A 13,021-nucleotide genomic window follows, 5' to 3' on the forward strand; every position below is an offset into this window, starting at 1 on the left:
CTGCTCTTCAGCCTTGCCACCATCTGCACTTGCTGTATTAACCTTAAAGCTTGGAGCTGTCCATTTGCCTTCTTTATACTCAGCTCCGCCACCAAAATAGCTCGCTAACGTATTGTTCATCGAATAAAGCTGTGAACCATTTACTGCATCACTTGAATTAGTTGTAATATCTCCATCCAAAATGTGCGTAATCTTGCTAGATGTTCTGTCTTTTCCTTCTCCATGTTGCGCACTAAAGGCTTTGTCTTCCTTGCTCCATGATAAAGAATCCTGGGCAACACCTTCTGAGACTTCCTTAATACGATCATTCACATTCTTGATATTCTTATCAAGACCTGCAAACGCAGAGCCTACATCTTTAAACTCTGTTGAATTTACCTGACCATGAGTATCAACCTCGGATAATTTATAGCTTGGTCCTGTAAAGACACCATTCTCAAAAGATGTATCTCCCCCTAAAAACTTGGCAACATCTTGAGAGATGGTGTTAATCTGACCACCTGTAACCACATCACGGGAATTTGCAGCAATCTGTCCATTAGCAACATTATGAAGACCAACAGGTGTAGAATCCTTACCTTTTCCAAAAGTCACACTCGTATAATCAGTTTCACCTTCTCCTTCTTATCATAGTGAACTACCGCTGAATCATCTGATTGAAGATGATTAATCTGGTTGGTAATCTCATTTTTTATATTAGTGAAAGAAGTACCAACGCCTGTCAAAGCTTCTGCTACATTCTGATAAGTCTGATCTTCGGTGTTGCCATCAGTATTAACTGTTTTAACCTTAAAGCTTGGATCAACCCATTGCCCATTCTCATATTTTTGCTCCACCGCCAAAATATGTCGCAACCTATCACCCAAAGAATAAAGCTGATTACCTGTAACAGCCTCAGTTGAATTAGCTGTAATATCCCCATTCTCAAGGAACTTTAGCTTACTGTTTTTACTATCTTTTCTTCTCCATGAAGTGCAACAAAGGCTTTTTCTTTCTCATTCCAATTCAAAGAATCCTGTGCAACGCCTTCTGATACTTCCTTAATACGATTATTTACATTCTTGATATTTTCATCAAGACCGACAAAAGCAGAGCCAATATCGTTATAGGACTTATCTTTACGTGACCTTCTGTAGAAACCTCGGATAATTTATAGGCTGGTTGTGTAAGACCACCTTCTTTAAAAGCCGCTTCACCTCCTAAAACTTAGCAATACTCTCACCAATGGTATTGATCTGACCACCTGTAACTACATCACGGGAATTTGCAGCAATCTGTCCATTAGCAATATTATGAAGACCAACAGGTGTAGATCCTTACCTTTCCAAAAGTCACACTCGTATAATCAGTTTCACCTTCTCCCTTTTTATCATAATGAACTACCGCTGAATCATCGACTGAAGATGATTAATCTGATTGGTAATTTCATTTTTTATATTGGTGAAAGAAGTACCAACGCCTGTCAAAGCTGCTGCTACATTCTTATACTCTTTCTCTTCAGATTTACCATTCTCTTTAACTGTATTAACCTTAAAGCTTGGGGCTTGCCATTCTCCCTTTTCATTATAACCTGCTCCATCGCCAAAATAGCTCGCAAGGGTATTGCTCATCGAATAAAGCTGTGAACCATTTACGCCTCTGTCGATTTTGCTGAAAGCGCACCATCTTTTACACCAAAAGCGTCCGAGCAGCCTTATCAACATTGGCAAAATTAACTTGAGTACCACTCTTTTCACCACCAACAGATATAATGCGCGACTCTTGATCTTGTTTAACAAGACTGTCCCCTACAACTTGGTTAATTTGCTCGTTCACTTCATTATGAATATTCGTGAATGATTGATTAACACCGTCAAAGGCTTCAGCGACAGTTTTATATTCTTGCTCTGTTACTTTGCCACTATCATCGAATTTCTTAACCTTAAAGGTCGGAGAGGTCCAGTTGCCTTGCATATCATAACCTGCTCCACCACCTAAATATTTTGCAAACTGATCCTGTAAAGAATAAAGCTGAGAGCCTGTCACTGCATCTGTAGAAACTTTGGAAATCTCTCCATTCGCAAAGAGGTGATCTTACTATTTTCTTTTTACCTTCTTTTCTCCATGCTGGGCGACAAGGCTTTACTTTTCTGATCCCATAACAGAGCATCACCTTGAACTTCTTGAGTAATATTCGTGACTTGATCAGTAAAGTTATTAACGACATTTGTAAAATTAGAATCAATATCGGAAAACGCATCCGCTACATTATGATAAGTCTTTGTTCCATCTTCCTTACCATCTTTGAAGCTTTTAAGTGTAAAGCTTGGCGCTTGCCATTTGCCTTCCTCATATTTCGCTCCACCACCAAAGTACTGTGCAACCGTTTGATTTAAAGAATAAAGTTGGGAACCATTAATCGCTTCCATCGAGTCTTTTGTAATATCCCCGGCTGCAAGGAATTTAATTTTGCTATTGGTTTTTTCTTTCCATGCTGAGCAATAAAGGCTTTTTCTTTCTCATTCCAATTTAAAGAATCCTGAGCAACGCCCTCTGAGACTTCCTTAATACGATTATTCACATTCTTGATATTTTCATCAAGGCCAGTAAACGCAGAACCAACATCATTGAAGGTATTATCTGTTATTTTACCATCTGCATCGACATTGGATAATTTATAGGTCGGCTGTGTAAAGGCTCCATTGTTAAAGGCTACACCCCCACCTAAAAACTTTGCTATATCCTCACCGATTTTATAAATCTGACCACCATTTATCGCATCATGAGATTTATCAGAAATAATACCATCAGCAACATTATGAAGACCAACAGGTTTATAATCCTTACCCTTACCTAAAGTCACACTCGTATAATCAGTTTCACCTTCTCCCTTCTTATCATAGTGAACTACCGCTGAATCATCTGATTGAAGACGATTAATTTGGTTGGTAATCTCAGTAGTAAACTTATTCTGAACGTTTGTGATAGAAGTACCAACACCTTCAAAAGCTGCTGCTACATTCTGATAAGTCTGATCTTCGGTGTTGCCATCAGAATTAACTGTTTTAACCTTAAAGCTTGGATCAACCCATTGCCCATTCTCATATTTTGCACCACCACCAAAGTACTGTGCAACATTATCACCTAAAGAATAAAGTTGTTTACCCGTGATGGCATCTGTTGAGTCTTGTGAAATAGTGCCATCCAAAAGGTCGTAAGCTTACTATTTGCCTTTTCATCATCTTTGCCATGATCTGCAACAAAAGCATGATCTTCCTACTCCATAATAAAGCATCGCCTTTAACTTGTTGCGTAATATTCGTTATGTTTTGAGTAAACTCGTTGAACTTATTCGTTATATCGTTGGTAACTTTATTCTGGACATTTGTAATAGAAGTACCAACGCCTTCAAAAGCTGCTGCTACATTGGTATAGTTCTTATCTTCTTTATCTCCATCAGCATTAACGGTTTTAACCTTAAAACTTGGATCAGACCATTGGCCATTCTCATATTTCGCTCCACCGCCCAAATAAGTCGCAATCTTATTATTTGTCTCGAAAAGCTGGAACCATTAATAGCTTCTGTCGAGTCTTTTGTAATATCCCCGGCAGCAAGGAATTTAATTTTGCTATTGGTTTTTCTTCTTCTCCATGAAGGGCAACAAAAGCATCGTTTTCATTGCTCCATAGCAAAGCATCGCCTTTAACTTCTTTGTTAATGTTATCGACTTTTTATTAAAGTCTTCAACAATATTGGTCAGATGATTATTTACATTTGTGAAATTTTTATCAATTCCTGCAAAGGCTGAACCAACATTATTATATGTCTTGTTTTCACTTTCCTTACCATCTTCACTAAAAGCTTTCAGTGTAAAGCTTGGTGCGCTCCAATCTCCATCCTTATACTCAGCGCCACCACCAAAATATTTTGCAACATCTTTGCCTAAAGAATAAAGCTGAGAACCATTAATAGCTTCTGTTGAAGCAGCAGAAATTTTTCCAGAAGCAAGGAATTTAATTTTGCTATTGGTTTTTCTTCTTCTCCATGTTGCGCACTAAAGGCATTGTCTTCCTTGCTCCATGATAAAGAATCCTGTGCAACGCCCTCTGAGACTTCCTTAATACGATCATTCACATTCTTGATACTAAGATCAAGACCTGCAAGGGCTGTTCCAACACTGTCAAGAGAACTTTCTGTTACAACGCCATCCTTGGCAATATACGATAATTTATAAGTTGGACCTGTAAAAGCTCCATTGTTAAAAGCTGCATTTCCACCCAAGAATTTTGCTATATCTTCACCAATTTTATAAATCTGACCACCATTTATCGCATCATGCGACTTATCAGAAATCATACCATTAGCAACATTGTGGAGAGCTGTAAGAGTTTCTCTTTGCCACCAAAGTTACACTTCCATAATTAATGGCGCCATCCTTCTTATCATAGTGAACAACGGCGGAATCATCTGATTGAAGACGATTAATTTGGTTGGTAATCTCAGTGGTAAACTTATTCTGAACATTTGTAAAAGAAGTCCCTACGCCTGCTAAAGCATCCCCTACATTGGTATAGTTCTTATCTTCAGAGTTACCATCAGCGTTAACTGTATTAACCTTAAAGTTAGGCGCTTGCCATTTGCCTTCCGTATCATAGCCGGCGCCACCACCTAAATAGCTCGCAAGATGCTCATTCATCGAATAGAGTTGTCCACCCGTGACTGCATCTGTAGAACCAGAAGCAATATCACCATCCAAAAGATGCGTAATCTTACTCTTTGTTTTTCTCCATCCTTCTTATGATCAGCAACAAATGCATTATCAGTATTGCTCCATAATAAGGCATCACCCTGAACTTGTTGCGTAACATTACCCACTGCTTCTGCTAATTTATCTTCTACTTTCTTGATGTTTGTATCAAGCTGAGCTTTGTTAACAGCTTCATTATCATTTACAGCTTCCTTAACACCGGAAAGCCTACGTGCCTCATTCATGTTGTTGGCAATATTGATTTCATCACCTGCTACTTCTTTACCAATGGTAATACGTTTTGTTTCAGGATCTTGTTTTACAAAGCTACTCGCCGCGACTTGCTTTTCGACTTCTTGCTTGGTTTTATTCAATTGTCCAAGATTCACAGCATCAGTCTCATCAGTCCCCTCTGCTACTCCTGTGATCTTTTTACCGGCAGCATCAATGCCAGTAGTCGTGATTTGTGGACCACCCGCAATTTTCAAGCCTGTGGCATCAAAAGTATTCTCGCCAGCTGTTACGCTTTCCAGTGTAAGGCTCTTTGCGAGATCAAATTTTACATTATTGTCGTCTTCGCCTTTGGTAATGGTAAAGTTGTTACTTCCAGCTGTAAAATCTACTGTATCTTTTATCCCTACAGTTTGAGCATTTTTACCATCAACAGAGAGTTTCCAACCTCGATTTACGTAATTCCGTAAGGACTTCAACTGCGCAACATTCACCGCATCACTATCTTCAGTACCCGCTGCTACCCCTGTAATTTGCCGTGAAATCCTATTAGCAATATCACCAACACTAACGGCACCAGAACTACTAAACCACTCAGAACTTGTACTGTGTGCTGATCCACCTGTCAAAGGATCATAACCCCAAATACCAGCACTAACATCCGATACAGAATGTGATCCTATAGCAACGCCATCGTCCACCGTTGCTCGTGATTGGAGCCCTAAAGTCACAGAAAAGGAAGCAAGTGAAGATGCCGTAGAACCTATAGCAATTGAACCAGTACCATCAGCAATAGGATCTTCAAAATCCATTCTACTCGTGTCAATTTTCCACCCTTTGGTTAATTCTTTTAGCTGTGCAAAATTTACAGCATCGGTGCTTCTAGTACCAGCTGCAACACCGGAAAGGATTCGTGCCTTATTCTTGTTGTTGGCAATATTGATTTCATCACCTGCTACTTCTTTACCAATCGTGATGAGATTTGTTTCTTTATTTTTCTTAATAAGGCTATCACCTTGTACATTGGTAATCGCATTATTAATCTGGTTGGTCATTTCATTTTTATATTCGTGAAAGCAGTACCAACACCTTCAAAAGCTGCGGCTACACTTGTATAACTTTGTTCATCTTCTGTACCATCAGCTTTAACGCGTTTAATTTTAAAGGTTGGATCGGTCCATGCGCCATTTTCATAACGAGCATTACCACCAAAATAGGTCGCAACCTTATCACCTAAAGAATGAAGTTGATTACCCGTAATGGCATCTGTTGAACCAGACGCAATATTACCATCCAAAAGATGTGTAATCTTGCTATTGGCTTTGCGCCCTCATTCTCATGCTGAGCACTAAAAGCTTTATCAGTTTCGCTCCACAATAAGGAATCGCCTTTAACAGTGTTAATCGTATTATTAACCTCTTTGGTAATCTCATTTTTAACATTCGTGATAGACGTTCCAACCCCTGTTAAAGCTTCAGCTACGTTATGATAAGTTGCATTCTCTTCGTTGCCTTCATCGGTAACAGTTTTCACTGTAAAAGTTGGATCGGTCCATTTGCCATCTTTATATCCAGCGCCACCACCAAAGGACTTGGCTATATCTGTGGCAGCAGTTTGGAGATTACTGGAAACAGTATTTACATTTTGATTTGTTTCAAACAGCTGTGAACCAGTGACTGCTTCTTTTGAATCTTTTGAGATGTCACCATTCTTTATACCCGTAAGCGTACGTGTCTCTTTGTTATTATTGGTAATATCAATTTTATCACCACCGGTATCCTTACCAATGGTGATGTGTTGCGTATCAGCATCTTGCTTAACAAAGCTATTGGCAGCTATTTGCTCTTGAACATCATGTACTGTGTCTTTGATCTCTTGCTTGACTTCCTTCAGCTGTGAAAAATTCACTGCATCCGTTTCTCCTGTACCAGCTTTCACACCAGAAAAGTTCGTGCCTACCATCTTTATTGGTAATATCAATTTTATCACCATCTGTTTCCTTACCAATGGTAATATGTTTCGTTTCAGGATCTTGTTTCACAAAACTATTAGATGCAACTTGCTTTTCGATTTGTTCTTGGACTTCTTGCTTGGCTTTGTTTAATTGTCCAAAATTCACAGCGTCTGCCGCATCTGTACCATCTGCTACATTTGTAATCTTTTTACTGCCTGCATCAATACCCTCAACCGTGATTTGTGGACCATTCGCAATTTTCAAGCCTGTGGCATCTAAAGTATTATCCCCTACTTTTATGCTTTCCAGCGTAAGGTTCTTTGCTAAATCAAATGTAACCTTCTTCTTTTTAGTGTCGTTTGTAATGCTGAGATTTTCACTACCGGCTGTCAATCCTAAGACATCTCCACTACCAATAACGGTATTCTCCCCATTGTCAACAGAAAGCTCCCAACTTCCTTGTTTTGTAATCAGTTCTCTTAAAACTTTTAACTGCGCAACATTTACAGCATCAGTATCTTGAGTACCGGCGGCTACACCTACAATCTGCCGTGTAAAAAGTCCTGGGTTACCAATACTCAACGCACCTTCCTTAGATCTCCATTCAATACCTGTTGATACTGAGGCTTGTCCTGTCTTCGGATCATAACCAGCAATATTCCCTCAATTTTAGCAGGAGTTAGCACCTAAAGCAATAGCTCCTTAATATTAGGTTGCACTGTCGCAAAATAACCAATAGCCATCCCACCTTCAGATTATCGTTAACTGAAGTGTTTGTCCCTATAGCTATGGCAAAATCAGATTTTGTCGTGGGACCTTTTGAACAACAGCACCATCACCATGCTTTTCCTGCCAGTGTGCTCCTATCGCAACACTTCCTCTCGAGGTAAAGAAATCAGGCACACCCAATCTTACTCTGTTGTTAGTCCATTCAGAAAGTTCGTCTGTAGATGACGCTGCAGATACAGCATTTTTTAACTGGCAACATTCACAGCATCGTTATCATCAGTACCCATTGCTACATTTGTAATCTTTTTACTGCCTGCGTTAATACCAGTAGTGGTCATTTGTGGACCATTCGCAATTTTAAAGCCTGTGGCATCAAAAATATTCTGCCTGCTGTTACGCTTTCCAGTGTAAGTTTTTTGCTAAATCAAATTTTACCTTATTGTCTTCTGCGCCTTTGGTAATATTAAGGTTGTTACTTCCAGCTGAAAAATCTACTGTATCGTCTATTCCCACAACCTTAGCATTTTTACCATCAACAGAGAGTTTCAGCCCTTATCCACATAGGTTTGTAATGACTTTAACTGCGCAACATTCACTGCATCAGTATTCGCACTACCTGCTGCAACTCCTCCAATTTGTCGTGTTTTACCGTTAGCAATATCACCAACACTCACAGCGCCGTAAGTGCTTTTCCATACAAATTAGTATTTGTCGCCGCCCCCTTCAAAGAAGAGATAACCTTCAACACCAGCAGCAACATTCGCATAGAATAATACCTAAAGCAATAGCGTTATCTGCTTCTGCTTTTGAATAAACCTATAGAAACTGCGTATTTTTTCGTTGCATATGCACGATGACCAACGGCCGTTGAACCATACTCCAAAGCTTTAGAAACAGCCCCAAAGCTGTTGAATAATCAGCTTTGGCAGTGGTATAATCATTCTCATGTTCACTCTTTTCATTATATTCAGGACCTAATGCAACACTGCTTTTCCCAAAGCATGCGCCATACGCCTATAGCCATGCTATCTTCGTTTGATGCCTCTGCCTCATTCCCTACAGCTATACCGAATTTTCCTGTTGCCTTTGCCTTCTCACTATAGCAACACTACGTTCACCACTTGCTTTTGTCAGTCCACAAAGAAACCCCAGCATCTCCTGATGCTTCTGCCCATACCAATAGCAACTGTCACCTTCCCATTTGCAAGTGCAGCAACACCAAAAGCTTGCGATCCCCAGTCCGTGCTGTTGCATTTGCACCAAATGCCGTTGAATAACTCCCCATTGCAGCAGATCCACAACCGGTGGCAAAAGAATAAACACCAAAAGCCTCAGGCAATATATTCGTATCACCACCAGTCAAAGCTCCCATATAACCAATATCCCCACTGGTTCGCCCATTACCAGTCCAAACTTGTTGCTTATCGCTCTGACTATAGGAGAAAAATTTCCAAACTTTACTTCTTCGAGAAATCTCTGATATTCTTCTTCTGCAGTTATTTTCTTCCCACCACGGTTAGCGACTCCTCCCGACCAATAACATTATCCGCACCGCAAAAATCATCATCACCAGAAAAAACAACACTACCATGACTGCCTCTAGAATAACGTACCGCTGGAGCGTTGTCGCTTAAAATATTTGCTCCTGTTATCGCAAGATTCAAGCCAGCACAGAAATCCACCCAATGAGAGTATGGCCATTGCCGTTCCCAACGAAAGCTTTGCAAATAAAGATAAACGTCGAGAAATAGGCATAGCATTCAAACTAGATCTCTTTGATGTGGCATGCAATTTTTTCATAACAAACTCTCCAATGAAAAATATGAAAACACACCAAGACACAAAAAGACATATTTTATTGTTATCCATTTACTCAGATAAATTGGGAATTGAGTGTGGATATTTAAATAGGGCGTTTTGAGTCTTTGTGTATGTTTTATGTGTGCTTTCTGTAATAACGTCTAAATGCGAAAATTTTGAAATATGTTTATATGGACATAAAAGGACTCATTTAGATTCTAATAAATTTTAAGTTTACGGTTTACTCTCTAGCTTTGAAGGGAGATTTTTGGTTTTTAAATATTAAGAGCATTTTCTTATTAAATTATCTGATTACTTAATGAAAGTTTTAGTAATGTCTTTATTTATTCATTTTATTTCATTAAGAATAATATTTTTTAGTCTTGTAAGTTAGAGGGTTACATTTTTAAATGCCTCAATATTTTTGGAAGGCTTTTTTGCTAGAACATGTTCTTATTTAGCGTAATGCAAATATGTGAATTTGGCTCTTTGATATATTTCCAACTTTTACGCATTACTTCCCCCTTTTGAATTGTTATTTGATCAAAATGAGTCTTACTAAGATACTTTACGAGTCATATTCTTTCTATAATAAAATAGCAATAAAAAATAAAACTTTTTATCAATTGGATATATTTACAGAGTTGTGTGATCTTTTTTCAACAATTTAAGTAAAGTACTTTAGAAAAATATGAAAATTTATAACTCAATTTATAAATAACTATATTTATGAATAACTATTCTTCATAAGTGTAAATGTAGAACAGATCAGCAATCTTAACGATTCTCTATCAATTCAGTTTTTCTCTTAAACTTACTCCAACAGCAAAAGCTGATTGATTGCGCCATATACTCACCCCAATCGATAAATTAACAGTCTATCTTCATAACTCAAATTCGATACCGCTAAACCTACCGCTACTACCTGTTTGGATTCTTTGCAAATCTCTTAATTTCATACTTTAACGCTTCAAACTTTATATTTGTCTCATTAACAGCATTATTGATTGTATTATTAACAATATCGTTAAAGCGCTCATCCGTATAATCATGCAAAGAGTCTTGAGTAAAAATAGAAACTGATAATAATTGCCTCCCTATAATCTGATCATTAGTAACATCATAAAAATAACATACAGCGCATTTTATCCCCCTTTATGACTAAAAACGCTATTTTATCTCTATCTTTATTATAAAGAAAACATTTAATAAAAAGATAACTTTTAAATTCCCAAAGCTACTCTTCATACAACAATAAAGTCTGAAAAATACAACTTACTCAAATCATTCCCCTTTAATATGATAAGTAACTTTTTCACAACACGCTTACCAGTAAAAAATAAATATATTTGTTGATAATACTCCTTTATTCCCTATCGGTATTCGTAAGTATTAAAAAACTTCCTTCATCTTAGTTTTAAGAAGGGAAATTTATTTTTAAATTTTTTACTATTAGTTCAATGTGATCCTAAATCCAGCACCTACGCCCCAATGACCTCCAGCACTCGTTGCTGACACGTTAGAACGATCTTTCCATTTTCAGACATATAACCAGCACCAATAGCAAAGGCAGATTGACTGCGCCATACCGGTACCAAATGAAAAGCTTAATTTTCCTGGTGTATCGTCATAACTCAAATTAGATACCGCCAATCCAATAGCCGCAGCCTGTCTTGCCTCTTTCCGGACATCCTCAGTGGCATAATTTAATGTCTCAAACTTCATATCTGTATAAGCTTTGGACTCACTAACACCATTGTTGACTATATCAGTAATATGTTCATCCGTATACTTCTTCGCATCTTCAAGCACTAACTTCATCTGTTGATCCGTATAATCCATTAATTGACCCCCCGTAACCGCTTCTTTCGAACCACTTTCTATCCGACCTTCCGCTAAATTATCTATCAACACAGGGCACTTTCATCGCCTCCAACCAACGTAACTTTATTCGTCTTATGACCAGAATCATCCTTATCATAGTTAACTGTCGTTCGTAACAGCACTTTCAACATCCTTAACATGCTGATCTAGGCTTTCTACACGGTTCTCAACCGCTGATACTTTCTGGTTTGTCGCCCAAAGTTGTCCTCCATTCACAACTTCTTTCGAACCTTCTGATACATCACCATCCGCTACTACGTAATCTTACTGTCTTCTCCATGATGACGACCATCATAGCCGCCTAAATCATCATTCCAGTTCAAACTGTTCGAGCTAACATCCTGCGCTACACTATTAAGACGATCATTAAGACCTGATAAACTGCCATTAACTCCTTCAAATGCACCTGCTACATTATCATAGCTCTTACTCTCAGAAGAACTGCCATCACTCTTGAACTGTCTTACTTCAAAATGAGGCGCTGTCCATTCTCCTCCCTGATAGCTCGCTCCTCCTCCTAAATAAGCCCTAACGTCTGATTCAACTGATACAACTGGTTACCGTAATCGCTTCTGTCGAACCCGCAGAAATATCCTGTCAACAAGATGGCTAAGCTTGCTATTGTGCTTATCTGATCCTGTCCCATGAAGCGCTACAAAGGATTCATCCGCTTCACTCCACAACAACGCATTCTGCTCAACAGTTTCTGAAAGCTCTCTGGTGAAGTTTTGTGAATGATTGATTAACACCCGCAAAAGAGCAGAAACACTATTATAACTCGTTTCCTCAGAGACTGCATCCTCGTTAAAGCTCAATATCGTAAAGCTTGGTGCTACCCACTGACCATTCTCAAACTTAGCACCACCACCAAAATAGCTCGCCTAGCGTCTGATTCAAGGAATATAGCTGTGATCCATTGATCGCATCCGTAGAATCTTCAGTGATGCTACCATTGGCAAGTGACGTAATCTTGCTGTTCTTCTTGTCAGCATCAGGCCCATGGATCGCTACAAACGCATGATCTTTATCACTCCATAACAATGCATTCTGCTTAATCGTATCTGAAAGATCACTCGTATTTTGCAATCTCTTCATGAAGCTCTGTGAATGAACGATCAACACCAACAAATGCATCCGCTACACTCTGATAACTCTTATCTGAACTGTATAAGTCGGTGCAACACCTTTCAATATATCTGCTCCACCTCTAAGAATTTCGAAGTATTCTCAAGAACCGTTTAAGATCATTTGTTACTGTCGTAACATTTTGATTGGTTGCAAAAGTTGTGAACCATTTACTGCATCAGCTGATGTTTCTGTAAGCGCTCCTGATTTTACACCTGTAAGGGTCCGTGATGCTCCATCAGTATTCGCAAACGTAACTTCAGTGCCACTCTTTTCACCTCCAACGGCAATAACATGTGTCTTCTCATCTTGCTTAACAAGACTATCACTCACCATATTGTTGATGTGATTATTAATATCCGTAACAGCATTCGTCACTTCATTATGAAGATTGCTGAAAGATGTACCAACACCAGCAAAGGCTTTTGCTACATTATCATAGCTCTGCTCTTCAGCCTTGCCACCATCTGCACTTGCTGTATTAACCTTAAAGCTTGGAGCTGTCCATTTGCCTTCTTTATACTCAGCTCCGCCACCAAAATAGCTCGCTAACGTATTGTTCATCGAATAA

General features: G+C 38.8%; 19 protein-coding genes and 3 pseudogenes. All 22 read right to left on the reverse strand.

What is annotated here, in order from left to right; genetic code table 11:
* A pseudogene (locus K3248_RS09010) lies at nucleotides 1-594 on the reverse strand (hypothetical protein); the annotation flags it as partial.
* Entirely contained in the window at nucleotides 591-854 is a 264-nt protein-coding gene (locus tag K3248_RS08230) for a hypothetical protein (RefSeq protein WP_220717856.1), read from the reverse strand. The pseudogene K3248_RS09010 and the gene K3248_RS08230, both read right to left, overlap by 4 nt.
* Nucleotides 855-1,379: 525 nt before the next feature.
* A complete protein-coding gene (locus tag K3248_RS08235) occupies nucleotides 1,380-1,610 on the reverse strand; it encodes a hypothetical protein (protein ID WP_220717857.1) in 231 nt (76 codons plus the stop codon).
* 58 nt (nucleotides 1,611-1,668) lie between these two features.
* On the reverse strand, nucleotides 1,669-2,049 hold the full coding sequence (locus tag K3248_RS08240) for a hypothetical protein (protein ID WP_371875526.1): 381 nt from the start codon (nucleotides 2,047-2,049) through the stop codon (nucleotides 1,669-1,671).
* Between the two features lie 38 nt (nucleotides 2,050-2,087).
* A complete protein-coding gene (locus K3248_RS08245; protein ID WP_220717859.1) occupies nucleotides 2,088-2,408 on the reverse strand; it encodes a hypothetical protein in 321 nt (106 codons plus the stop codon).
* Nucleotides 2,372-3,187 carry a hypothetical protein gene (locus tag K3248_RS08250; protein ID WP_220717873.1) on the reverse strand — a complete coding sequence of 272 codons (816 nt, stop codon included), beginning with the start codon at nucleotides 3,185-3,187 and terminating at the stop codon, nucleotides 2,372-2,374. Before K3248_RS08250 ends, K3248_RS08245 begins: the two co-directional genes overlap by 37 nt.
* Entirely contained in the window at nucleotides 3,141-3,509 is a 369-nt protein-coding gene (locus tag K3248_RS08255; RefSeq protein ID WP_220717860.1) for a hypothetical protein, read from the reverse strand. The genes K3248_RS08250 and K3248_RS08255 overlap by 47 nt, the downstream gene beginning before the upstream one ends.
* Before the next feature lie 413 nt (nucleotides 3,510-3,922).
* Nucleotides 3,923-4,336, reverse strand: coding sequence for a hypothetical protein (locus tag K3248_RS08265; protein WP_220717861.1), 414 nt, complete (start codon nucleotides 4,334-4,336; stop codon nucleotides 3,923-3,925).
* Nucleotides 4,337-4,340: 4 nt separating this feature from the next.
* Nucleotides 4,341-4,736, reverse strand: coding sequence for a hypothetical protein (locus tag K3248_RS08270; protein WP_220717862.1), 396 nt, complete (start codon nucleotides 4,734-4,736; stop codon nucleotides 4,341-4,343).
* Entirely contained in the window at nucleotides 4,673-6,013 is a 1,341-nt protein-coding gene (locus tag K3248_RS08275) for a hypothetical protein (protein ID WP_220717863.1), read from the reverse strand. The genes K3248_RS08270 and K3248_RS08275 overlap by 64 nt, the downstream gene beginning before the upstream one ends.
* Complete coding sequence (locus K3248_RS08280; RefSeq protein WP_220717864.1) at nucleotides 6,010-6,255, reverse strand: hypothetical protein; 246 nt, start codon at nucleotides 6,253-6,255, stop codon at nucleotides 6,010-6,012. The genes K3248_RS08275 and K3248_RS08280 overlap by 4 nt, the downstream gene beginning before the upstream one ends.
* Nucleotides 6,192-6,920: a hypothetical protein gene (locus tag K3248_RS08285; protein WP_220717865.1), complete on the reverse strand. Its 729-nt coding sequence runs from the start codon at nucleotides 6,918-6,920 to the stop codon at nucleotides 6,192-6,194. The genes K3248_RS08280 and K3248_RS08285 overlap by 64 nt, the downstream gene beginning before the upstream one ends.
* Nucleotides 6,811-7,494 (reverse strand): hypothetical protein, encoded by a 684-nt coding sequence (locus K3248_RS08290; RefSeq protein WP_281421935.1) that lies wholly within the window; start codon nucleotides 7,492-7,494, stop codon nucleotides 6,811-6,813. The genes K3248_RS08285 and K3248_RS08290 overlap by 110 nt, the downstream gene beginning before the upstream one ends.
* A 692-nt stretch (nucleotides 7,495-8,186) precedes the next feature.
* Nucleotides 8,187-8,315, reverse strand: coding sequence for a hypothetical protein (locus tag K3248_RS09220; RefSeq protein ID WP_220717867.1), 129 nt, complete (start codon nucleotides 8,313-8,315; stop codon nucleotides 8,187-8,189).
* Nucleotides 8,316-8,608: 293 nt separating this feature from the next.
* Nucleotides 8,609-8,707 carry a hypothetical protein gene (locus K3248_RS08300; RefSeq protein ID WP_220717876.1) on the reverse strand — a complete coding sequence of 33 codons (99 nt, stop codon included), beginning with the start codon at nucleotides 8,705-8,707 and terminating at the stop codon, nucleotides 8,609-8,611.
* A gap of 123 nt (nucleotides 8,708-8,830) precedes the next feature.
* Nucleotides 8,831-9,013 (reverse strand): hypothetical protein, encoded by a 183-nt coding sequence (locus tag K3248_RS08305; protein WP_220717868.1) that lies wholly within the window; start codon nucleotides 9,011-9,013, stop codon nucleotides 8,831-8,833.
* Between the two features lie 124 nt (nucleotides 9,014-9,137).
* On the reverse strand, nucleotides 9,138-9,401 hold the full coding sequence (locus K3248_RS08310) for a hypothetical protein (protein ID WP_220717869.1): 264 nt from the start codon (nucleotides 9,399-9,401) through the stop codon (nucleotides 9,138-9,140).
* Nucleotides 9,402-10,232: 831 nt separating this feature from the next.
* Nucleotides 10,233-10,298, reverse strand: coding sequence for a hypothetical protein (locus K3248_RS09225; protein WP_373925597.1), 66 nt, complete (start codon nucleotides 10,296-10,298; stop codon nucleotides 10,233-10,235).
* Between the two features lie 595 nt (nucleotides 10,299-10,893).
* Nucleotides 10,894-11,429: pseudogene (locus tag K3248_RS09230) on the reverse strand (YadA-like family protein); the annotation flags it as partial.
* Nucleotides 11,430-11,882: 453 nt separating this feature from the next.
* The gene (locus tag K3248_RS08320) at nucleotides 11,883-12,140 is read right to left on the reverse strand and encodes a hypothetical protein (RefSeq protein WP_220717870.1); all 258 of its coding nucleotides are present in this window, start codon (nucleotides 12,138-12,140) and stop codon (nucleotides 11,883-11,885) included.
* 40 nt (nucleotides 12,141-12,180) lie between these two features.
* A complete protein-coding gene (locus tag K3248_RS08325) occupies nucleotides 12,181-12,420 on the reverse strand; it encodes a hypothetical protein (RefSeq protein ID WP_220717872.1) in 240 nt (79 codons plus the stop codon).
* A 156-nt stretch (nucleotides 12,421-12,576) separates the two neighbouring features.
* Nucleotides 12,577-13,021 (reverse strand): annotated as a pseudogene (locus K3248_RS08330) (Vomp family autotransporter); the annotation flags it as partial.

The sequence above is a fragment of the Bartonella raoultii genome (assembly GCF_019659805.1).
GTDB lineage: Bacteria > Pseudomonadota > Alphaproteobacteria > Rhizobiales > Rhizobiaceae > Bartonella > Bartonella raoultii.

Bases quoted from the DNA above. Each gene is read 5' to 3' on its own strand.
- K3248_RS08245 (WP_220717859.1), bottom strand. From the start codon at position 2,408: ATGGAAGCGATTAATGGTTCCCAACTTTATTCTTTAAATCAAACGGTT.
- K3248_RS08235 (WP_220717857.1), bottom strand. From the start codon at position 1,610: ATGAGCAATACCCTTGCGAGCTATTTTGGCGATGGAGCAGGTTATAAT.
- K3248_RS08275 (WP_220717863.1), bottom strand. From the start codon at position 6,013: ATGACCAACCAGATTAATAATGCGATTACCAATGTACAAGGTGATAGC.
- K3248_RS08325 (WP_220717872.1), bottom strand. From the start codon at position 12,420: ATGAAGAGATTGCAAAATACGAGTGATCTTTCAGATACGATTAAGCAG.
- K3248_RS08305 (WP_220717868.1), bottom strand. From the start codon at position 9,013: ATGGGAGCTTTGACTGGTGGTGATACGAATATATTGCCTGAGGCTTTT.
- K3248_RS08310 (WP_220717869.1), bottom strand. From the start codon at position 9,401: ATGCTATGCCTATTTCTCGACGTTTATCTTTATTTGCAAAGCTTTCGT.
- K3248_RS08285 (WP_220717865.1), bottom strand. From the start codon at position 6,920: ATGGTAGGCACGAACTTTTCTGGTGTGAAAGCTGGTACAGGAGAAACG.
- K3248_RS08265 (WP_220717861.1), bottom strand. From the start codon at position 4,336: ATGATTTCTGATAAGTCGCATGATGCGATAAATGGTGGTCAGATTTAT.